Source organism: Bacterioplanes sanyensis (assembly GCF_002237535.1).
GTDB lineage: Bacteria > Pseudomonadota > Gammaproteobacteria > Pseudomonadales > Oceanobacteraceae > Bacterioplanes > Bacterioplanes sanyensis_A.
The window spans coordinates 174295-195764 of record NZ_CP022530.1 but is presented as its reverse complement, the minus strand read 5'-3'; the positions used below and the strand labels follow the sequence as shown (position 1 = coordinate 195764).

Sequence of the window (21470 nt, the reverse complement as noted above, 5' to 3'; positions counted from 1 at the left end):
GTCCGTTTTATCGGGGCAAGATCATTTCAACCCTGTTAGAGCAGGCATGGCGGTAACACCAGAAGCGTCTGATTATACTTCGATCAAAAAACATAGCCGTAAGGCCAGTAAGCCAGTTCACTCGATCATCCATTTGAGAAACTCTCCGAATCGTTCGAGTGGAATGGCAACTTTTATGTGAGCGCAGACATTTTTACGACTATCTAGTCGCAGTTTTTGCCGTGTCAGAAAGCACTATATCATCGCTTAAAGTCGGCTTCATGTACCCATCAGCGTGGGGCATATTTTTGCAGCTTACGCTGTAAAGTACGGCGGTGCATATTTAACGCACGGGCAGTGGCGGAAATATTTCCCTCGTGTTCATTTAATACACGCTGAATATGCTCCCATTCCATGCGATCGACGGACATCACTTCGCCCGGTTCATCTTCCATCGTATCGTGCGGGTCGCTGTCGCCAAATGCGCGCAACAGTTCGTGAATGGTGGCGGGTTTGTGCAGGTAATTGTGCGCGCCTTGTTTTACTGCCTCCACCGCGGTGGCAATGCTGGCGTAGCCCGTCAGCATAACGATGCGCGCAGAGGGCACTTGCGCTAACAGCGGCTGAATCAGCTGCAAGCCGGAGTCATCACCGAGGCGTAAATCCAGCGCGATCCATTGCGGTTTAAACGTGCGTGCACAGGCCAGGGCGGTGGCGGCGTCGGTGGCTACCTCGACTGGATATTCGCGGCGACGCAGTCCACGCGCCAGCACTTCGACAAAATGCGGGTCGTCGTCGATGATCAGCAAGCGTTCAGGCATAGTGTGCTCCTTGTTGCACTGGCAGTCGTAAGCGGCTGGTCGTAGAGCCATCGTCGCTGGCAAACAGCTCTATGCTGCCGCCAAATTGTTCCACACTGGCGTTGCTCAGATACAGGCCAAGGCCGAGGCCCTGCTGCTTTTGGCTGCTAAACAGCCCTTGTTGCTGAATATGGCGGCTGGCATTGGGGTCTGGCTGTGTAATGTCCAGCTGCCAATAGCCGCCCTCAATGCTGGCCGTTAAGGTGACGGCTTGCTGCCCGGCTTCGGCGGCGTTATCGAGTAAATTCAGCAGTGCTTGGTCCAGCAGTGGCGAGGCCGGAATCAGCGCTTCAGCGCCGATCCCTCGGTCGTGCCACAACGCATTGGGGTGCGATAACCGCCAGCGCTGCAGCAGGGTATGCAGCCAGTGGTGAGCATTGTGTGTGCCTTCTTCGTAGGCCTGGCGGCCGGCATTGGCCAATCGCTGCAATGAGTCGCGACAGCTGGCAACTTGCGCGCTCAGCAGTTGCCAATCGTCATTGTACAGGCGAACGTCTTTGCCATCGCTGTCGTCACCAATTTCGCTCAGCAGCATGTGCATGGTCATAAGGGGAGTGCCCATTTCATGGGCGGTGCCTGCGGCCAACGTCGCGATGCCAATCAACTGCTCGTTTTTTAATTGTTGTTCGCGCAGGCGTGCAATTTCTTGCTGCTGCTTAAACTGGCGCTGGCGCAATTGCGGAATAAAAACCACCACAATAAAGGCACTGATTAAAAACGTCAGCCACATGCCCGACAAGTGCAGATCAAACAATGCATGCTCAGCCATAGCGTGTTCCGGGCTGAGCTGTCGCGTTAGTAGGGGCTGATACCACTGGCTTAACAGGGTGTAATCCGCCACACACAATAGGCTGAGCAACAGTAGATATGGTTTTGGCAGGGCATACGCACCGACCACCATCAGCACCAGAAAATAAGAAATAAACGGGTTGGTGGCACCACCGGTAAAAAACAACAAGCCGGTTAATAACTGCACTTCAAACGCTAGGTGCAATAACAAGTGCCAATCCTGAAAGCCGCTGCGCTGCCCTTGCCATAAACTCACCAACAGCAACGGCATATACAGCGCCAGCAAGCCCCAGGCCGGCGCCAGCTTGTGAAATCCTTGCCACTGCAGGTAGGTCAAAAACAATAACCAGATGGTGGCGATGGCGAGGCGTAAGGCAGCCAGCCGAGGTAAAAGAAAATCGAGATTCTGATGCATGGCGGCAGTATACCCGCCGCGTGGCACGCTAGGCAGGTCTGTGTGCCAGTGGCGTTGATGTTCGCCTGTGGCAAATCGCCGCAGTGGGTGCCACTGCTCCAATTCTTAACGCCAGTGACAATGCCAGCCATACCCCGAAGGCCAGCCATACCGCGAAGGGCTGCAGCCAGTTGCTCCCTGAGTCGCGCTACTCGGTGCTTTTTAGCCAGCTAGACCACACGCCTTATGCCTTACTCAGAAAAACCGACGTCCAGCAGCAAAGCGCTAAATCGTGTTAACAGGCCCTAGGGCACCTCGGAATAATTCGGTACCTGCTCTGGATCGCCAGAGGGTTTCAGATCACGAAGCCGGTTTGCCGCTCTAGCCAGCTACAGCAAAAAACGGCGACATAAAGCTGGAGTTCTCTGGCGATCCCCGCAGGGCGCGGGCTGCAGACCTTCATAACGTTGTTGGCAATGTTGAAAAGGGCTGGCCATCTCCTGCCCTCACCACCTCGTTCTGAATGCCTGCCGCACTCGCGCAGAGTTGTGCGGAATTATTCAGAGGTGCCCTAGATCTCACGATTGACGGCACTGGCTTTGAGCTGCGCCCAAACCGTTTGCCCGCTGGTTAACTGCAGTTGCTGGCAGGAGCGCTGTGTAATCAGGGCCAGCAGCGCTACGTCGCTGGCACTGCCTGTTGGCTGCAGTAGGCGCAGTGTGAGGCGCATTTGGCTGGCGTTGTGTTCGCTCAGTTGCTCAATACGCACCGGCAGCTGATTGAGCGCGCTGCTGTGCTGAATTTCCGCCAAACTGAGGCTGATATCGCTGGCCAGCAGCCGCAGCTGTAGTTTTTGCCCTATCGCCGCTGGGCTAGTACCGGCTTGAATCCACAGCGACGTTGGGCCGATATCAATGCAATCTAACCCCTGTTGGTGGGCAATGCAGTGGCCAGATATCAGCGTGCCGAGCGCTTCGCCGGTGTCCGGCAATTGTTGCAGGTGCCCCAAAGCGTCGGCGACGCTGCATGGCGCTTGCGTTCGACCTTGCTCCATCACTAACACTTGATCGGCCAGGCGACTGATTTCATCAAGCGAATGGCTGACGTACACAATTGGGCCGTTAAACCAGTGGGGCAGACGCTGCAAATACGGCAAGATGCGTTGGCGCCGCGCATGGTCGAGGGCAGCCAAGGGTTCGTCCAGCAACAACAATTGCGGGCGAATTAACAACGCCCGCACCAGCGCTACTCGCTGTCGCTCGCCGCCCGACAGCGCACTGGCGTTGGTGTGCATCAGTTGCTCGATACCGAACTCACTCAACAGGTGTTGAATCTCTGTGGCTGGCATCGGCGCTGCCGCTCGTTTGCGGGCATAGTTCAGGTTGTCCGCCACCGAAAGGTGTGGCAGCAAGCTCGCTTCTTGAAATACATAACCAAGGGAACGCTGATGCACCGGGGTAAACTGTTGATGCTGCTGCCAGTATTGCTCGCCTACCTTTATTGTGCCCTGGGCACGCTCCAATCCCGCTAAGCAACGCAGCAAGGTGGTTTTTCCACAGCCTGAGGGGCCATACACGGCGGTGATGCCGGACGCGTGAATATCGGCCTTGGCCTGCAGGCGAAAACTTCCGCGCTGCAGCTCGAGGTCAAACTGCACTGTGTGAGCGCTGCTCATCGCTGGCGCCCCCGGTCCAGGCTGTACATCAGCACCAACACGCTGAAGGAAAACACCAACATCAACGCTGATAGCCGGTGTGCTTGGCCGTAGTTGAGCGCTTCGACATGGTCATAGATTTGCACGGCAATGACGCGTGTTTCGCCCTCGATGTTGCCGCCAATCATCAACACCACGCCAAACTCGCCCAGGGTATGGGCAAAACCCAATACGGCGGCGATGACAATGCCGCGCCAGCATAACGGCAGCACCACGGTAAAAAACCGATCAAGTGGGCCTGCTCCTAAGGTGGCGGCCACCTCTAACGGCCGTTCGTCAATGACTTGCATGGCGGCTTGCAACGGTTGGACTACAAATGGCAGTGAATAGATTACCGATGCCAATACCAGGCCGGCGAAAGTAAAAGGTAATGGGCCAATGCCAACGGCATCTAACGCCTGTCCAAGTGGGCTGTTAGGGCTGAGGCCAACCAGCAAATAAAACCCCAACACGGTGGGTGGCAGCACCAACGGCATAGCAACAATGGCCGCTACTGGCGCCTGCCAGCGTGAGCGTGTGCGAGCCAGCCACCACGCCAGCGGTAAACTCAGCAGCAGCAAAATCACGGTTACCAGTGCGGCCAGTTTCAGTGTTAGCCAGATGGCGGTCAGGTCGGAGTCAGTCAGCATAGTGTGCGCGGTAACCAAAGCGTTGCAGTATCGGTTGAGCCTGTGGCGACAGCAGGAAGTTGCGTAACTGTTGCGCGGCCAAACGCTGTTGCTGACTTTGGCCGCTGCGCTTGAGCAGAGCCAAGTCTTGGCGAATCGGCTGATGCAACACATCGGGCACCAGCCACACACTGCCTGGCCATTGAGCTGGGGTTAGATTCGGTTGTTGTATGTGCGATAGCGCGACAAACCCGAGGTCGGCATTGCCGGTGGTAATAAACTGATACACTTGGCTGACGTTTTCGCCCATCACCTGGCGCTGGCGTGCAGCGGTCATCACGTCGGCCGGCAGATGCAATGCCAGCAAGGTTTGCTGGGCGGCTAAGCCATAAGGCGCGAGTTTTGGGTTAGCGATGGCCAAGCGAGCAAAATCACCTTGTTTCAGGCGGGCGAGCACATCGATATTGTCCGCCGCTGACCACAACGCCAGTTGGCCGATGGCATAGGTATTGACCTCAGCGGCCAAGCCTTGCTCGGCTAAGCGCGCGGGTTTATCGCGGTCGGCGGATAAAAATACATCAAAAGGCGCGCCGTTGACGATTTGGGCAAACAGTTTGCCGGATGAGCCACTGCTGATGCGGACATCCACATCGGTGTGTTGCTGTTCAAACTCCGCCACCAGCGCTTGCAGCGGCGCGTTAAAATTGGCGGCGACGGCAACTCGAATGGTCTCTGCTTGCGCCGATAGCGCCAGCAACCACCCCATTAAAAATAAGATCCACCTGCGCATGCATGATTCTCCGACAAGGCACTGGCAGTATACTGGGCCAACGCCAAAGGGATAAACCGCAGCAAGGGAAAAAGCCCCGGGCTGTGAATTTCTGGCCGCCACTGACATCATGGACTCAGCCGTTGGGATATTGGACTGAAACCGCTCAATCTGTGCGGCTCATCCTTCATTTAACACGTTAAGCATCCATCTTCTCGCCTTGTTTGAGCGGTTTTCAGCTCATAACAGCGTGATCGACATCGTGTTAACAGGCACTAGGGCACCTCTGAATAATTCTGCACAGCTCTGCGCGAGTGCAGCAGGCGTTCAGAACGAGGCGGTGATGGCAGGAAATGGCCAGCCCTTTTCAATATCGCCAACAACGTTATGGAGGCCTGCCGCCCGCGCCCTGCGGGGAGCGCCAGAGAACTCCAGCTCTATGTCGCCGATTTTTGCTGTAGCCTTGCTAGAGCGGCAAACCGGCTTCGTGATCTGAAGCCCTCTGGCGATCCAGAGCGGGCACCGAATTACTCAGAGGTGCCCTAGGCAAAAAAGCGCCCGCAATCTTGCCACAAGTGTTGCACAACTGACTCTATACCGGTGTTTAATAAAGGCAATAATGGTCGTCTTCAATAAGGAAAACACGCTATGAGCTTGATGACGTTAGAAGCCCGTGGACAGGTCGCTTTATTGACCATGACGGGTGGAGAGAATCGCCACAATCCAGAGTTTTTGCAGCAATTCCAGCAGATACTCGATCAGGTAGAGTCCGATGAGCACTATCAGGCGCTGGTACTGGCATCGGACGATGACAAAAACTGGAGCCTGGGGCTGGATACCGACTGGCTTGCCGCCGCCAGTCAGCAAGGCCGAGACGACGATATTCGTGCGTTGTTAAATGGTTTGATTCAACTGCTGAAACGTTTGCTGAGTTTTCCGCTGCCGGTGATTGCTGCCGTTAGTGGGCACGCCTATGGCAATGGCGCGATATTAGCGTGCGCCTGTGATTTTCGTTTGATGCGCAGCGACCGTGGTTTTTTCTGCTTTCCTGAAGTAAATGTAGGTGTGCCGTTTTTCCCCAGCATGTTTGAGCTGATTGAGCGAGTGATGCCGAGCAGCCTGTTTAATCGCATGTTGCACAGCGGTGAGCGCCAGGATGCCGCCACGCTACTGTCCCATGGTGTGATCGAGCAAGCGGTGTCTGGTAAAGACGAGACTCTTGACCAGGCATTGGCATTTGCAGGTGAGTTTCACAAACCCCGCTGGGTCTTTGCTGAAAATAAACGCCGCCGTTTTCGAGCCGTGTTTGAGGTGATGGAAAAACACGATCCGCAAGCGACGGAATACCTGATTTTTGCGCTGGCACAGCAGTGCCGTAACTGAATGAGCCGATGGGTTAGTGCTCTATTGCTGATAGGCAGCATCGGCGCAGATGGCCTACAAGCAGATGACCCAAAAAAAGCACGGCGAAATGGCCGTGCTTTTTTATCCTATATCCGCCCCCCGTAGTGACGGCTAACCCATAAAGTTAGGACGTCCATTAAAGTTAGACAGGTTTGGGAAAATCGACGTCAGCTGATTTTCTTGCACGCCCATCCAGGCCGCCAGGGTGGCCGCGTACTGATCCATCGAGGTGCTTGGAATAAGCCTACCAGCACCGGCATCGAGGTCGTGGCCGAGCACTGGATCTGGGATATTGCCATAAATCTGACCGCCGTTAACGGCGCCGCCGACCACAAAGTGATGTGCGCCCCAGCCGTGATCGGTGCCATCGCCATTAAATGCCAATGTTCTGCCAAAGTCCGAAGCGGTAAACAGCGTTACCTGATTTTCTAGCCCTGCGCTGGCCAGTTCGTTATAGAACGCTGACAAAGCGCCATCTATCTGGCGTTGCAAACTGGGCAAGGCGACTGGCTGGCCAGAGTGGGTATCAAAACCGCCTAAGGTCACTACAAATACCTGGCGGTCTGGCCCTAATGATTGGCGGGCATTAATGACCTTAAATACGCTGCTCAACTGGTTGCCCAAATAAGACGGCGGGAACGATGAGCCAGTCGCTTGTGTGCTGGCATTATTAAATTGCTGATTTTTCTGATACGCCGAGCTGGTTTCATTGGCGATGTCTTGGCGCAACACGTTGTTGTAGTTTTTTGATTCCGAGAAAAAATTACTCAGATCCTGCGGCAGCCCGTTAACGTAGGATGTGTTGGTACCCAAGTAGGTTTCTTCGGGGTTGGGGCGATTGTGTTGACTGGCATCCAAGGCAGCGATGCTAAGGGCTTTGCCGCCGACCAAATTGTAAGGCTTAGTCGATGGCCCGGTAATCAGCAGCTCCCCCGAGGACATGGTAATGGCGGAGAAGGTATTGTTGTTGGAGACGTTGGTGCTGGCTAGGTTATCCAACATACGGCCTCCCCAACCAAACTGAGCACCTTCTGTTGTGCCAGACATCCAGGTGGACTGCTGGTCATTGTGAGAAAAAAGCCGTGACGGTAATGCAACCGCCCCCGACTGAAAATCACTGGCGGTGGTCGGCGCCACCAATGGGCCGACGTTGCCAACGATGGCTGCGTTGCCGTTATTAAACAATTGCTGCAACCCTGGCATTTCTGGCGGCAACGCAAATTGCTGACCATTGGCGCCTGCGGCTGTATTTAACGGCAGCAAGTTGGCAAGCGATCTGGCTGTTTCATATTCCGCTAGCATGCCGGAGCGTGCTTGAGCCCAGCGCTGATAATTGGTGTTGTCGTAAGGAATAACCGTGTCGTAATTGTCCATGCCGCCATAGAGAAACACGCAGACTAAGGCTTTGTAATCATTGCTGGCCGCCAGCGCTTGTGTGCTGCCCAGCAAACTGGTGAGGCCGCCGGTGGTCGCTAATGCGATAGACGAAGCCGACAGTTGTAAAAAATTACGTCTATTCATATTCACACTCTCTAAGCTTGTACTATGTAGTCGGGCGAGGTCATCACTAATAACACCGCGGTTCTTACTCTCAGTTCGGTGTCGCTGATGTCGGCAAGGTAAGCCGCGATGGTATTTTTTGTTGCCGTCGACATAACGCCACCAGTCAGCAGCTTATCCAAATGATCCACCAAGGCGGTGGGGTTGTTAGCTAGTGCGCTTTCAACGGCATAGTCGGTTACAAAGCTGTTGGCTGCGTTGGCTGCAGATACCGGATGGCCATGGTCCTGATAGGTATAATCTAATTCTGTTAGATCAATGTTTTTTTGCTGTTGATAAATAAAGTAGGTCATAAAGTTGATGTAACCCGGCACCGAGGTAGCGTTGGTGATTTGCAACTCAGGTGCGACCAATCCCTGGCTGCCCGATAGACTGCCCGGTGACTTATAACCCGGCCGATAAAAGTTAAATACGCTCGGGGAGCGATATGGGTGCTGCCCCAGCTCGGTGGCCGACTCGGTGGCCCACAGCTTTAACAGGTATTCGGCTTGGGTATTTTGCACACCAAAGGCTCGTGCCCAATGGGTAAAGCGAATGATGGGTTCACGCACTTTGCCATGGGTGGTGGACTGTTTGTTGTCCGCCTCAGCGTCGAACAAAATCGCCGCCACTGTGGCTGCCAGATCACCGCGCTGAGCGCTGCCGACCAAGGTTTCATCGGGTAAAGTAAATTGCCCCTGTTCGAACGCTTGTGCGACCCGCTGCACATAAGCAGGGCTTGGGTTGCTGGTGACTAATCGTTGAATCAACTGCTTGCCAACAAACGGCGCCAGATTTTTATGTGCAAAAATATGATCCAGCGCCATGGTGATGGATTGCGCCGCGGTGGTCCCTGCTGGAATGGTCATGCCCAAAAAGGTTTTTTCTTTTTGCGAATGATTTTCTTCATAAATATCCATCGGGTAGCGATAAGCCGCTGGCTTATTGTCCTGCACCACAGCGACCTCGTAATTCAGGTCAAGGCCGGTAAAGACGCGCGCTAACCCCTCAATATCGCGGTTATTGTAGGTTTCTATGCTGTTGCCTGAGCTGTCTTGTGTTTCAGTTCCGTCCATATTCAGTTCAACAATGCCAATGCTAAACAGCTGCAATAATTCTCTGGCGTAGTTTTCATCTGGTTTACGCCCGCTGGCATCGTCCCCTTTGACGTTGCCAAGATAGGTCAGGTAGTAGCCCATGGCGGGGGAATAGGTGACGTCGCGCAACAGTTCACGGTAATTGCCAAAGGCATGGCGAGTGAGAATGTCTTGGAAGGTGGCAACGGCTTCTGGATGCTCGGTAAGTTCATCACCAACACCGTTGGACACCACCAATAATTGCGACAGCGCAAAGGCGACACGTTGGCGCAGCTGATCCTGAGCATTGATGGCATTGTCCCAAAACGAAAAGGTCGTCGAAGCAAACATGTATTCGCTGGGCTCTTCTGTTTTTGCCATGTGTTGATCCACAGAAGGCATCAGGTAGGTCGGGCTGGCCTGCAACTGCTGTTTAAACCAGGCGCTTTCGCCTTGCGCCACCAAGGTGTTGATGGACGCTGAATTTGAGCCAAAGGTGGCGCGATTAAGAAATCTAACGGCACTGTTGTAGCTGGTGTCAGTACTGGGCTCTGGCTGAGGCTCTGGTTCTGGCTGCGGTTCCGGCTCCGGTTCTGGTTCTGGCTCTGGTTCTGGTTCTGGTTCTTCCACCACGGCAATATCGTCGTTGTCTTGGCTATCGCCACCGCCGCCACCGCAAGCAGTGAGCGTGACGGCAAATAACAACATCAGAAAGTACTTGAACGCCGCCGTGCTCGACGGGTTTATTGGTTTTATTGTGGGGGTGACTGGCATGAACAATGGCTCCGATTACATGAGCAGCCGCTGTGGACCACCGGCTGCAATGGCCTGTGTGCGGACTGGGCAGAGCACAAGGTAACTAACACGGGTGTTGCACTGGAGACGAGTTTTGTTACGCCTTGTTGGGATGCGAACAGACTCACACTTTGTGGGTGAATCTTTATAGCACCTTTGCCAATAGTGAGAGCGGTTAATGCAAGCAGGTTATATGGTGTGCGCTTTTCTCTATTGTGCTTTTCTCTATTGCGGTTCTCTCCATTGCGCTTTTTTCTATTGCGCCTTTCTCTGTGACGCTTCTGTTAGCGTTTCGCCATGATAGCTATTACCGGCACCTTTCCATGACGTCTTGCACTGGCAACGTTTAATGCTACTTCAGCGTTCATGGTTAACAGGGGAGCGGCAGAGGTTCCAGTACAAGTCCGATTCGCTGAGCCGCTGGTCGTGTTGAGTAGAGCCGCAGATCCGGCGCCACTTACGTCATGGTGAAAGTGTTATTCGAACAGCGATAACTGCCGAGTTGAACCTGCGCTAGACGCTGGCTTGGAGGTGGATGTAGAAGTGGATTTATTAGCACGGCTCGGTCTTTTTCGGGAGCCATGCTTATGCCCAATGCGCTTGGCGGTGGCGATAAAGTGATTGTCCCGCAGCGCTGAAAGAGTTTGGCGGGCTTGGCGCACAGCCTGCTCAAAGTTGACCAGAGGCGCAGGGTAATCTTTGCCAATGATAACGTCCAGCTGTTGCTGTTTGGAAAGCGGCATGTGCCAGGGCTGGTGAATCCAACTGCTGGGTACGGGTGTTAATTCCGGTAGCCAGCGGCGAATAAATTCCCCTTTGGGGTCGAGCTTTTGTGCCTGTAGCGTGGGGTTGTACATACGCGGAATATTGATGCCGGTGGTACCGGCTTGCATTTGTACCTGCGGATAGTGAATCCCCGGCTCGTAATCAACAAATTGTGCGGCTAAAAACTGCGCCGCTGGTTGCCAGGGTTGCCACAGTGGATAACTGATGATCGACATCAACATGGCGCGCATGCGGAAATTCAGCCAGCCATGATGATGCAAATAACGCATGCAGGCATCCACTAACGGCCAGCCGGTTTGGCCCAGCTGCCAGGCCTGTTGCCAGTCGGAATTTATCTCGCTGCGCAGCTGTCGATAGGCTGGGTGCAGCGCTTGCCACTCCATATCCGGTTGGTCTTCTAATTTTTGAATAAAATGGCAATGCCACCACAGGCGACTTTCAAAAGCGGCGAGGCTGCGTTTGAAATAACCATCGCTGCTTTTCTGACGCTGCTGTCGTGTGGCCTGCAGCAGCTCACGCACACTGATGCATCCCAAAGCCAAATATGGGCTAAGGCGCGAGCAAGCTTGCTCCGCCGTTAGCGGTGAGCTGATTTGTGAGCGATAAAAACGCCCACGCTGGTCGATAAAGCTGTGCCACAAGGCCAACGCCTGTGCGCGTCCACCACTCTGTCGCGCAGGGCAGCTCCACAGCTCCGGGCAAGCCGTATCAGACAACGCCGAAATGGGTTGGCTCCCATGCAGTGTCATCGCCTGTTGGTAGGCCGGCAGCGATGCTGGTTGAGGGTGGCACGGTTGCACCATGCACTGCTGCCAGTGCTCGGCCCAATCGTCTCGATTGCGGTGCGGCCTGCGCACACCAAATTGCGCAAATTCATGCCAGGTAATACCCAGCTGGCGACAACACTTGTGCACGCGTTTGTCGCGAGCATAGGTCCAGCCATTGCCGGTTTCTTCATGGCTAAATAAGGTGATGTCAAAGCCTTGTTGCTGCCAAGTGGGCAACAGAGCACTGAGCTCGGCGGAGACGCCGATTAGCTCACCGGCGCCCAGTTGACGCCACTGCTGATCTAACTGTAGTAGGCACTCGCGAATAAATGCCCACTGTCGCTGGCTGGTATCAGGCAGTTGCCAATACTCGTGTTCAAAGCTGTATACACCCACCAGCGGGCAGTCGTTTTGGCGGCAAAACTCAACCGCGGCCGCCAACGCAGCATGATCGTACAGGCGTAAGTCGCGTTTAAACCACAACAGGGCCAGCTTCATGAGCGCAGTGATTGCACCGGTGCTGGGTAATTTGCCAAGATGGTGGTGCCGTTTTGATGGGCGCAAATATCGTCAACAGAGCATTCAGCTAGCTCTGGCAACCACTGCTGAATGTGCGACAGCTGCGGATCGTAGCGCCGCAGTTGTTTATTCAAATCAAAATAGCGCCCGGCGCCGGGTTTGCCGCGAGGATCATGGCCAACACCGGCCAAATAAGCCCAGTTGCCCCAATTGCTGGCCACATCGTAATCGATTAAATAGCGCTCAAAGAATTGCGCACCCAGGCGCCAATCCAGCGCTAACTCGTTAATAAAATAACTGGCCAACCACTGGCGCATGCGGTTGGAGGTAAAGCCGGTTTGCTTCAGTTCTCGCAAGCCTGCGTCAATCACTGGCATGCCTGTGCTGGCGGCTTGCCAGCTGCTACAGTGTGAGGTTTTTAATGCCGGCGCACTCAGCGACTCGCCACTCAGTGCAGAATAAAAAAAGCAACGTTTGCCATGAACCCGCATGGACCAATGGAAATACTCCCGCCATAGCAACTCAAAGCGCAGCCAGTAACTGTGCTCGTCCTCACCATGCACCGCTTCAAAAGCGGTAATGGCATGCCAGACCTTGCGCGCCGATAAGCAACCCCAGGCTAAATAGGCAGACAACTGGCTGGAATATTCTTGTCCCACCAGTTGATTGCGTGTGTCTTTATAGTGGCGTATCGACTGGCTTTGCCATAAATAATGCGTGAGCCAGTTTTCACCAGCACTTTCACCTCCATTTAAATGAAAGCTACGCACATTATCGGCGCTGCTAAAATCCGTCGGCCAGGGGACGTGGGTAATATAAGGCGCCTCAATACCGGTATTGGTGAGATGGACGGGTTTTTGCGCGGCAGAAATATCTACTGTGAGCTGTTTTTCCACATGACGTCTGAATTGACTGAAACTGGCAGGCCAGTCAGACAACAGCGGCGCCATCTGCGTTGCTGAAAACAGCGTTTGGTTGTCGTACGTGGTGGTACTGATGCCTTGCTGCTCAATTGCTTGCAGCCAATCGCTTTCTTCTGGCGCCTGTGGGCTGTGGGTCAGCAGCTGAAACGGTTGTTGCTGATGCCATTGGCTTAATAGGTCAACCGGGTCGCCGTATAGAATTTGCAGCGGAATATTTTGTAAATACAGATTGCGATGCAGGTCGATCAGACAAGCACGTAAAAAGCGCGCTTTCGCTTTCGCCAGACGATTAAGCGACAGCTCCGCGGGTTGCAGCCAGCTGTGCGGCAAAATATACACCACCGCCACTGGTTGTTGCTGCTGTTGCGCCAGCTGAAACCCGGGGTGGTCGTGCAAACGTAAATCGTTGCGCAGCCAGATCAAGTTCATACGATGCTCCTACGCGCTGTATGGGTGGCGCTAAAATTCATCTTCAACCATGCCAGCGGCACAGGCATTGGGCGGTGGCGTGTGTTTATTACGGCGGCAGCGCTCACTGCAATAACGCACCTGTTGCCATACGTTTTGCCATTTCTTGCGCCAGCTAAACGGGCGACCACAGGTCTGGCAGGTTTTTTCTGCGAGCTGTGTTTTTTTATGTGCCATTACAATGCCTCGATGTTGTCCAGTAGGTGCTCGGCACGGGCAATAATGTTGTCTTGTTTTTGCGGTTGCATACGGTCAAAGCTGCGATACACCATGGTCATGCGTGGGTTACGTGAAAATTGCTGGCGATGACGTTGCATAAAATGCCAATAAAGACTGTTAAAGGGACAACTGCCCTCGTCGGTGGCGGTTTTCACCGAATAATGACAGTGCGAGCAATAGTCGGACATTTTATTGATGTAATTACCGGAGGCGGCATACGGCTTGCTGCCTAGGTAACCACCGTCAGCGTGCATCACCATGCCCAAGGTGTTAGGCAGCTCGACCCAATCGTAGGCATCGGCGTACACGGCTAAATACCAATCGCAGATTTGTTGCGGTTCGATTCCCGCCAGCAAGGCGAAATTACCGGTGACCATTAAGCGCTGAATGTGGTGGGCATAGGCGTATTGAAATGTGCTGGCGAAGCACTGCTTCATGCATTGCATTTTGGTGTCGCCATGCCAATAAAAGGCTGGCAAGGGACGGGTATTTTCTAACCGATTTAGCCTGGCATAGTCCGGCATGGTGAGCCAATAAATGCCACGCACGTATTCACGCCAACCAATAATCTGGCGAATAAATCCTTCCACCGCGTTTAGCGGCGCTTTGCCTTGCTGCCAGGCTCGCTCTGCGGCTAGGCACACTTCCATCGGCTGCAACAGGCCGCAATTGAGATAGGGCGATATTAAGCTGTGAAACATAAAGCTTTCGCCGCGCACCATGGCGTCTTGGTAATCGCCAAACCAAGGCAGCCGATGCTCAATAAAGTGCTGCAATGCCTGCAACGCATCGTCGCGCGTAGTGGCCCAATGGAAAGCGGTCAGTTCACCAGCGTGATCGGCAAAATGCTGCTCAACCAGTGCCAGTACTTCGCGGTCGATATCATCACGTTCAAACTGCAGCTGGGGGGGAATCGGTACTTCGCCTTTGTAGGCCTTGCGATTGTTGGCATCCAGATTCCATTGCCCGGAAACCGGTTCGTCGTCCTCCATTAGCAAGCCTGTTTGGCGGCGCACATTGCGATAGAAGTACTCCATCCGCAATTGCTTACGTCCTTTGGCCCACTGGGCAAATTGCTCGGGCGTGGTAACAAAGCGATCGTCTTGCAAACATTGCACCTCAATACCAAGAGCTGCTGGCCAGTGTTGCTCAATCAGATGCTGCAAACGGTATTCACCGCACTGGGTAATCAGTACTTGGGCGAAATCATGCTGCGCGTGCAAGGCGTGCAGCACATCAAGCAATGAGCGCGCAGGCCCTTGTGGCTGGTATTGGTGGTAATGCACACGCCAGCCTTGCTGCTCCAGTTGCTCAGCAAAGTGACGCATGGCGCTGAACAGCAGCGCGATTTTTTGCGGGTGGTGAGGCACGTAGCGGGCCTCATCGTCGACTTCGGCCAGCACCACCAGATCGCGCTGTGGGTCGGCAGCGCGCAAGCTGGCAATGTCATTGCTCAACTGATCGGCCAGAATCACCACTAATCGAGGTTGCATAAGCGTCATATCTTGTACGTGTGTATATGTATTGTACAACTAGAGTGGCGTTTGGTCACGGTGTATGGTTTCGCCTCGGCAAATAGCGAGGCACAGGCGGTGATGAGGGTAGCGAGGGCGATCAGTGATGGTGGTGAGTGAGTGGACGCAGCACGGTGAGTTTGAACTCGCGGTTTTCAACCGTGTGGTGGTGGCGCACCTAGCCGGAGGTTGGAACCTTGAGGCAGCGCTGGCTTACGATCAGCAGTTTCGTGATTGCGCTGCGAAGTTAGCGCAAAGTGGTCAGCCCTGGGCGCACTTAGTCACGTTGGACGACTGGAGTTTGGGCGTACCTGAGATCAACCCAGTGATTGACTCTTTGGTGGGCTGGTGCACCGATCATGGCTTGCAGCGTGCGGCGCATGTGTACGCGCCCTCGGTGTTAAAACGCGTTCATCTGCAGGATTTGGTCAGGCCGGACGGGCGCTTTGAGCTGCGCCATTTTGATCAGCTCGACAGCGCCGTCAGCTGGTTACACCAGCAAGGGTTTGAGTTGCCCGCTATTGGCGAACAAAGTCCTCAAGGCTCTGCCCGGTAGCTTTTTTAATGTGCCGGAACAGGTACCAAATGGCGCCACCGAGCACAATCATGCTGGGTAACACGATCACCGGATAACTCATCGCGGTCATGGTGCCGAGCTGTTCGTTGTACTCGGGTGTACCGGCTGGGCTGGTGATCAGATAGCGCGCCAAGCCATAGTTCAGCACTGCCGATAAAAAGAACGACGCCGCTACGATCTTATTAGCAATCGATAAGTGATAGTCGAAGGTGGCCTGCTCACCGCGTTCACGCACCAGATTCAACAAACGTTCCACGTCCAGCACTTCGTCGTTGAGAATAATCAGACGAATCAACGAGAAGCGCGTATTCACCGACAGCAACACAGCGATGCCAATCAGCCCAGGAATGGCCGCTTCTTTGATGGCGATGTACTCCGGTGGCAGCTTCAGCAAACTGATCCCGCCTGTCAGCATCACGCTGACGATGCCGAGCACGGAAAATGCGTTCACCTTGCCGGCCTTTTTCAGATCCCACAGGCCAAAACAGATGGGGAACGACAGCGCGACAATCACGCCCAGTGTTGGGCCGAGCCAGTCGTCGCCGCTGCCTTTGGTCAGGATCAGGGTGGGAATAACAATGTTAAACAGAAGGTTGGGCCACAAGCCGTGGTTGGGTTTACGGCTGTCGGAACTGGACATGCTTATCTCTCGCGTTAACTGTGCTGGGCTGAGTATACCGGCCCAAACACAGCTGTGGGAATCGTGCTTACAGCGCCACTTCGCGATTGTGAATGGTGTCTTTATTGCGTTGCTCGGTGCAGCGCCGAGTGAGCCAATCTGGGTCCATTTCCGGCACCGACGATAGCAACAGCTCGGTGTACGGATGATGTGGCGGCTGCAGTACTTGTCGCTTGGTGCCCTGCTCGACGATACGGCCCTGATTCATCACCAGAATGTCGTCGGCGATGCCGCGCACCGTGGCCAGATCGTGGGTGATAAACAGATAAGCAATGTTTAACTCGCGTTGCAGGCGCATTAACAGTTTCAAAATGCCCTCGGCCACTAGCTGGTCGAGGGCAGAGGTGACTTCGTCACAGATGATGAATTCCGGCTCGGCGGCCAGTGCTCTGGCAATGCCAACGCGCTGTTTTTGTCCACCGGACAGTTCTTCTGGGCGGCGATGCATAAACTGATCTGGGTCGAGTTCAATCAAACTCAGCAGCTCACGCACCCGTTGCTGCTTTTGCTCACCGCGCAGGCCGAGATAAAAACTCAACGGCCGACCGATGATGTCACCAATGCGCTGGCGTGGATTGAGCGCTGTATCAGGCATTTGGTAGATGAACTGAATATGGCGCAAATCGGCGCGCTGACGCTGGCGGTAGTTGCCTGCCAGTGGCTGACCTGCAAACAAAATTTCGCCCTGGCGGGGTGGCAGCAAGCCGCTGATCACTTTGGCCATGGTGGATTTGCCCGACCCCGACTCGCCCACCACCGCAACCGTGCGCCCGCGTGCGACGTCAAAATTGATGCCGTGCAGTACCGCTTTATCGCCATAGCTGGCATGCACGTCACGCAGGGTCAGAAGCGGCTCTCGGCGCTGGTCGGACTCGCTTTTGTCCGCCACCTGCAGAGCGCGCACCGACCACAGCGAGCGGGTATAGTCTTGTGTCGGCGCCGATAAAATACTGCGCGTGGGCGCCTGCTCGACGGTTTTGCCGTCTTTCAGCACCATGATACGGTCGGCCATCTGTGCCACCACTGCCAGGTCGTGGGTGATGTAAATAGCGGCGGTATTGTACTTTTCCACAATGCCGCGAATGGCGGCCAGCACTTCAATTTGTGTGGTGACATCCAGCGCGGTGGTGGGTTCATCAAAAATAATCAGTTGCGGCCGGCACGCCATCGCCATGGCGGTCATGGCACGCTGCAATTGACCGCCCGACAATTGGTGTGGATAACACCAGCCGATCTGCTGTGGGTTAGGGAGCTGCATTTGCTGGTACAACTGCACTGCGTCTTCGCGTGCGGTACTGAGTGAGCTGACGTTATGCAGCGTGGGCGACTCGCAGAACTGATCCAACAAACAATGTGCCGGGTTAAATGAGGCAGCGGCGGACTGAGCCACATACGCGATATCGCGCCCACGCAACTCGCGCCGTTGTTTTTCCGTCATCGCCAGCAAATCCTGGCCACGAAATTCGACGCTGCCAGCAGTAAACTCACAACCCGCGCGGGCGTAGCCCATGGTGGCTAAGCCAAGGGAGGACTTGCCGGCGCCCGACTCGCCCACCAGGCCCAACACTTCACCTGGGTGCAAATCAAAGCTGATGTTGTCGACGATGGTGTGCTGGTTCGCCTTCAGTTGCAGCTGGCGAACGCGCAGCAGGCTGTTAGAGGGTTGGCTCATCTGTGCTCCTCAGTCTTTCAGGCCGCTGGATTGATGCAGCATCCAATCGACAACAAAGTTAACCGACACTGCCAACAAGGCAATGGCGCCGGCGGGTAACAGCGGGGTGATATCGCCAAAGGTGATCAAGGTGGCGTTTTCTTTCACCATCGAGCCCCAATCCGCCGTCGGCGGCTGGATGCCCAGCCCCAAAAACGACAGCGCGGCAATAAACAAAAACACAAAACAAAAACGCAGGCCAAACTCCGCCACCAAGGTGGTGGTGATGTTGGGCAGGATTTCATGGCGAATCAGCCACCAGGTGCCTTCACCGCGCAGCCGCGCCGCTTCGACATACTCCAGCTGTACCACGTTCTGCGCCGCCGCCCGGGCCAAACGAAACACCGGTGCGATGTAAATCAGGGCAATCACCGCCACCATATTGCTCATCGATGGGCCGACAATGGCCAGCAGCATCAATGCCAGAATCAGCGGCGGCACCGCCATTAGGACATCGATCAGGCGTGACATCAGCAAGTCGAACCAGCTGCCTTTTAACGCCGACAAAATGCCCAGCAAGGAGCCAATAGAAAAGGCAATAGTGGTGGTGAACAGCGCCAGACCAACGGTATTGCGCGCACCGTAAATCAGTCGCGACAACATATCGCGGCCGAGATTATCGGTGCCAAACACAAACTCTGGGCTCCAAGGTTCATATTGCTCGCCGACAATGGCGGTTTCACCGTATGGTGCCAGCCACGGAGCAAACAGCCCAACCAAGGCCACCATCGCAATGACGGTGAGGCCAAACAGGGCAGAAAAGGGAATGGCTTTCAGCTTTGTCATCAACATCGAACACCTTTATCGCTGAGCATGGCGCAAACGCGGATTAGCAACAATTGCGACCACATCTGCCAGCAAGTTCAGCAAGATGTAGGTGCCAGCAAAAAACAAGCTGACCGCCTGAACCACAGGGATGTCGCGTTTAATCACCGAATCGACCAATAACTGCCCCAGGCCTGGGTAGACAAACACCACCTCAACCACCACCACACCCACAATTAAGTAGGCCAGGTTTAAGGCAATCACATTCACAATCGGGCCAATGGCATTGGGCAGGGCATGACGCAAAATGAGGCGCAGCGGGCCAACGCCTTTTAACCGCGCCATTTCGATGTAAGGTCGCGCCATCACATTCAGCAGCGACGCTCTGGTCATGCGCATCATATGCGCGACCACCACCAGAATCAGCGTCAGCGCCGGTAAGAAGGAGCGATACAAGGCCTCGCCTGTGGTGCTGGCGGTTTCCACCTGGGCCAGCGCCGGAAACCAGCGCAGTTCAATCGCCAGTACGGCGATCAATACATAAGCGACAAAAAACTCCGGCAGGGAAATGGCGGTCAGCGCGCTGGCATTGGTGGCGCGGTCAAACCAAGAGTTGCGCCACAAGACACACAAGATGCCCAGAATCAGCGCCAGCGGTACGGCAATCACCGCAGCAATAACGGCCAAAAACAGCGTGTTACTTAACCGCCCCGGCAGCAGTTCACTGAGCTCACGACCGTTAGCCAACGACTGCCCAAAGTCACCTTGCAGAGCGTTGCTTAACCACTGCAGGTATCGACTCCAGGCCGGTTGATCCAGCCCCAGTTGCTGGCGAAACGCTGCCACGGTCTCTGGTGTGGCGGCCTGTCCGAGCACGGCTTGCGCCAAGTCGCCGGGCAATAGCTCAATGCCGATAAAAATCAGCGCCGAGACGATAAATAACGTCACCAGGCCCAACGCTAAGCGTTGGCCGATGAGTATCAGTATGTGTTTCATGCAGCTTCCTCAGGCGACCCACCAGCGCTCGATGAAGCGTAAACAATCCAGATCCCACATTTCTGAAATTTGCTCTGGCATCTGCACCCTGTCGCTCATGGCCGACACATACTGACCAAACATCGGAATCAAAGCACCGCCATCATCGCGACATAAGCGCTGCATCTCGGCGTACATGGCGGCACGTTTTTGCTGGTCTAGCTCGGCGCGTGCATCGGTCAGTAGTTTGTTGAACTGCGGATTTTGCCAGCGTGTGGCATTCCATGCGGCGTCGGCGGCGTAGCCGGCAGAAAACATCAGATCGGGCGTTGGACGCCCGCCCCAATAACTGGTGCAAAATGCCTTGTTCATCCACACATTGGACCAATAACCGTCATTGGGCTCACGCACCACCTTCAGGTTGATATTGGCTTGGCGCGCGCTTTCGGAAAACAAAATGCTGGCATCAACAGCACCGGAAAACGCCGCATCCGAGGTGTGAATCTGCACGTCCAAGGACGACAAACCGGCTTTGCGCAAATAGTGTTTGGCTTTTTCCGGGTCGTACTGGCGCTGCGGCAGTTCGCTGGCGTAAAAAGGCATCGATGAGGCAATGGGGTGGTCGTTGCCGACTCTGCCGTAGCCCTTGAGCACCTTGCTCACCAGCGATTCGCGGTCGATGGCGTACTTCAACGCTTGGCGAACATTGGCGTCGTCGAACGGCGCTGCATTGACCATCATCGGCATGGTGTAGTGCAAGGTGCCGTTGGCGGTATGGATTTTCACCCCAGGCACACGTTTGAGCATGTGAATGGCTTTCAAATCCGGGCGGTCGATCAGGTCCACCTCGCCGGTCATCAACGCACTCATGCGCGCCGCTGGGTCGGCAATGGTATTCAGCTCCACCGTCGACAGGTGTGCACGCCCGGCTTTCCAGTAGCCTTCGCGACGCTTTAGTACCGCGCGCACACCGGGCTCAAATTCTTCCAGGCTGTAACCGCCGCTGCCAATACGCGTGGCTGGGTCGATCTTGCCTTTTACGGCTGGGCGAATGCCGAGGTGGTAATCGGCAAATACAAACGGGAAGTCGGCATTGCCGCCAGCCAGAGTGAATACCAGGGTGTGCGCATCCGGCGCTTGCATGTCGATGATTTGTGCCAGCAGCGGCTTGACGCCGGAAGTGGATTGCTCGCTGGTGTGGTGCTTTAGTGTGGCCAACACATCGGCGGAGGTCAGCGGCTGACCGTTGGAGAAAGCCACGTCGCGGCGCAGGTTAAAGGTCCAGATGCGGGCATCGGGCGAAGCTTCATAGTGCTCGGCCAGCTCCGCCTGCACTGATCCGTCGGGGGCGATTTCGGTCAGGTTGTTGAACACCGCGTAGCCGAGGGAAAACATGAAATCGTTGGCGTAGGTGGCCGGGTCTAATGAGTCCGACGAGCTGCCTTGAGCAAAGCCCACTGTTAGCCGACCGCCCGGTTTCGGCGTGGCCGCCATGGCGGAGTTGGCCATGCTGCTGGCGCCAGCCAGGGTGATGCCCATGGCCGTGGCCTGTTGCATAAATGTGCGCCGCGAAATTCGTCGGTGTTGCAGGTCGTGAGTCAATTGTTTGATGGACATGCGTTCCTCCTCAAATCGCCGCT

Annotated in this window: 18 protein-coding genes; 2 read left to right on the top strand and 16 right to left on the bottom strand. The window is 55.0% G+C overall.

Annotated features, from left to right (window positions below; genetic code table 11):
* Nucleotides 1–269 precede the first annotated feature (269 nt).
* From CHH28_RS00905 to modA, 5 genes are all read right to left on the bottom strand, one after another.
* Nucleotides 270–800, bottom strand: a complete 531-nt coding sequence (locus tag CHH28_RS00905; protein ID WP_094058545.1) for a response regulator transcription factor — start codon at nt 798–800, stop codon at nt 270–272.
* Nucleotides 793–2043 (bottom strand): ATP-binding protein, encoded by a 1251-nt coding sequence (locus tag CHH28_RS00900; RefSeq protein ID WP_157729702.1) that lies wholly within the window; start codon nt 2041–2043, stop codon nt 793–795. Before CHH28_RS00900 ends, CHH28_RS00905 begins: the two co-directional genes overlap by 8 nt.
* 550 nt (nt 2044–2593) lie before the next feature.
* Nucleotides 2594–3697, bottom strand: coding sequence for a molybdenum ABC transporter ATP-binding protein (gene modC, locus CHH28_RS00895; protein ID WP_094058543.1), 1104 nt, complete (start codon nt 3695–3697; stop codon nt 2594–2596).
* Nucleotides 3694–4365 carry a molybdate ABC transporter permease subunit gene (gene modB / locus CHH28_RS00890; protein ID WP_094061930.1) on the bottom strand — a complete coding sequence of 224 codons (672 nt, stop codon included), beginning with the start codon at nt 4363–4365 and terminating at the stop codon, nt 3694–3696. Before modB ends, modC begins: the two co-directional genes overlap by 4 nt.
* Nucleotides 4355–5134: a molybdate ABC transporter substrate-binding protein gene (gene modA / locus CHH28_RS00885; protein ID WP_094058542.1), complete on the bottom strand. Its 780-nt coding sequence runs from the start codon at nt 5132–5134 to the stop codon at nt 4355–4357. The genes modB and modA overlap by 11 nt, the downstream gene beginning before the upstream one ends.
* 627 nt (nt 5135–5761) lie before the next feature.
* Between modA and CHH28_RS00880 the strand changes: the two genes are divergently transcribed.
* On the top strand, nt 5762–6496 hold the full coding sequence (locus CHH28_RS00880) for an enoyl-CoA hydratase/isomerase family protein (protein ID WP_094058541.1): 735 nt from the start codon (nt 5762–5764) through the stop codon (nt 6494–6496).
* Nucleotides 6497–6628: 132 nt separating this feature from the next.
* On the opposite strand, the gene CHH28_RS00875 is transcribed toward CHH28_RS00880, so the two are convergent.
* The 6 genes from CHH28_RS00875 to CHH28_RS00850 all read right to left on the bottom strand — a co-directional run bounded on the left by CHH28_RS00875 (nt 6629) and on the right by CHH28_RS00850 (nt 15102).
* Nucleotides 6629–8038, bottom strand: coding sequence for a DUF1501 domain-containing protein (locus tag CHH28_RS00875; protein ID WP_094058540.1), 1410 nt, complete (start codon nt 8036–8038; stop codon nt 6629–6631).
* An 11-nt stretch (nt 8039–8049) separates the two neighbouring features.
* The gene (locus tag CHH28_RS00870; protein ID WP_094058539.1) at nt 8050–9906 is read right to left on the bottom strand and encodes a DUF1800 domain-containing protein; all 1857 of its coding nucleotides are present in this window, start codon (nt 9904–9906) and stop codon (nt 8050–8052) included.
* A 497-nt stretch (nt 9907–10403) separates the two neighbouring features.
* A complete protein-coding gene (locus tag CHH28_RS00865; protein WP_094058538.1) occupies nt 10404–11978 on the bottom strand; it encodes a cryptochrome/deoxyribodipyrimidine photo-lyase family protein in 1575 nt (524 codons plus the stop codon).
* Nucleotides 11975–13351, bottom strand: a complete 1377-nt coding sequence (locus CHH28_RS00860; protein ID WP_094058537.1) for a DASH family cryptochrome — start codon at nt 13349–13351, stop codon at nt 11975–11977. Before CHH28_RS00860 ends, CHH28_RS00865 begins: the two co-directional genes overlap by 4 nt.
* A gap of 30 nt (nt 13352–13381) precedes the next feature.
* The gene (locus CHH28_RS00855; protein ID WP_094058536.1) at nt 13382–13567 is read right to left on the bottom strand and encodes a DUF2256 domain-containing protein; all 186 of its coding nucleotides are present in this window, start codon (nt 13565–13567) and stop codon (nt 13382–13384) included.
* Nucleotides 13567–15102, bottom strand: a complete 1536-nt coding sequence (locus CHH28_RS00850) for a cryptochrome/photolyase family protein (RefSeq protein WP_094058535.1) — start codon at nt 15100–15102, stop codon at nt 13567–13569. Before CHH28_RS00850 ends, CHH28_RS00855 begins: the two co-directional genes overlap by 1 nt.
* A 133-nt stretch (nt 15103–15235) precedes the next feature.
* Between CHH28_RS00850 and CHH28_RS00845 the strand changes: the two genes are divergently transcribed.
* Entirely contained in the window at nt 15236–15679 is a 444-nt protein-coding gene (locus tag CHH28_RS00845) for a hypothetical protein (RefSeq protein WP_157729701.1), read from the top strand.
* On the opposite strand, the gene CHH28_RS00840 is transcribed toward CHH28_RS00845, so the two are convergent.
* From CHH28_RS00840 to CHH28_RS00820, 5 genes are all read right to left on the bottom strand, one after another.
* Nucleotides 15642–16340, bottom strand: a complete 699-nt coding sequence (locus CHH28_RS00840) for a VC0807 family protein (protein WP_094058533.1) — start codon at nt 16338–16340, stop codon at nt 15642–15644. The two genes, CHH28_RS00845 and CHH28_RS00840, sit on opposite strands and share 38 nt — an antisense overlap.
* Before the next feature lie 67 nt (nt 16341–16407).
* Nucleotides 16408–18051, bottom strand: coding sequence for an ABC transporter ATP-binding protein (locus tag CHH28_RS00835; protein WP_094058532.1), 1644 nt, complete (start codon nt 18049–18051; stop codon nt 16408–16410).
* A gap of 9 nt (nt 18052–18060) precedes the next feature.
* Nucleotides 18061–18876 (bottom strand): ABC transporter permease, encoded by an 816-nt coding sequence (locus tag CHH28_RS00830; protein WP_233243690.1) that lies wholly within the window; start codon nt 18874–18876, stop codon nt 18061–18063.
* A 15-nt stretch (nt 18877–18891) separates the two neighbouring features.
* Nucleotides 18892–19851 carry an ABC transporter permease gene (locus CHH28_RS00825; protein WP_094058530.1) on the bottom strand — a complete coding sequence of 320 codons (960 nt, stop codon included), beginning with the start codon at nt 19849–19851 and terminating at the stop codon, nt 18892–18894.
* A gap of 9 nt (nt 19852–19860) precedes the next feature.
* A complete protein-coding gene (locus CHH28_RS00820; RefSeq protein ID WP_094058529.1) occupies nt 19861–21447 on the bottom strand; it encodes an ABC transporter substrate-binding protein in 1587 nt (528 codons plus the stop codon).
* Nucleotides 21448–21470 lie beyond the last annotated feature (23 nt).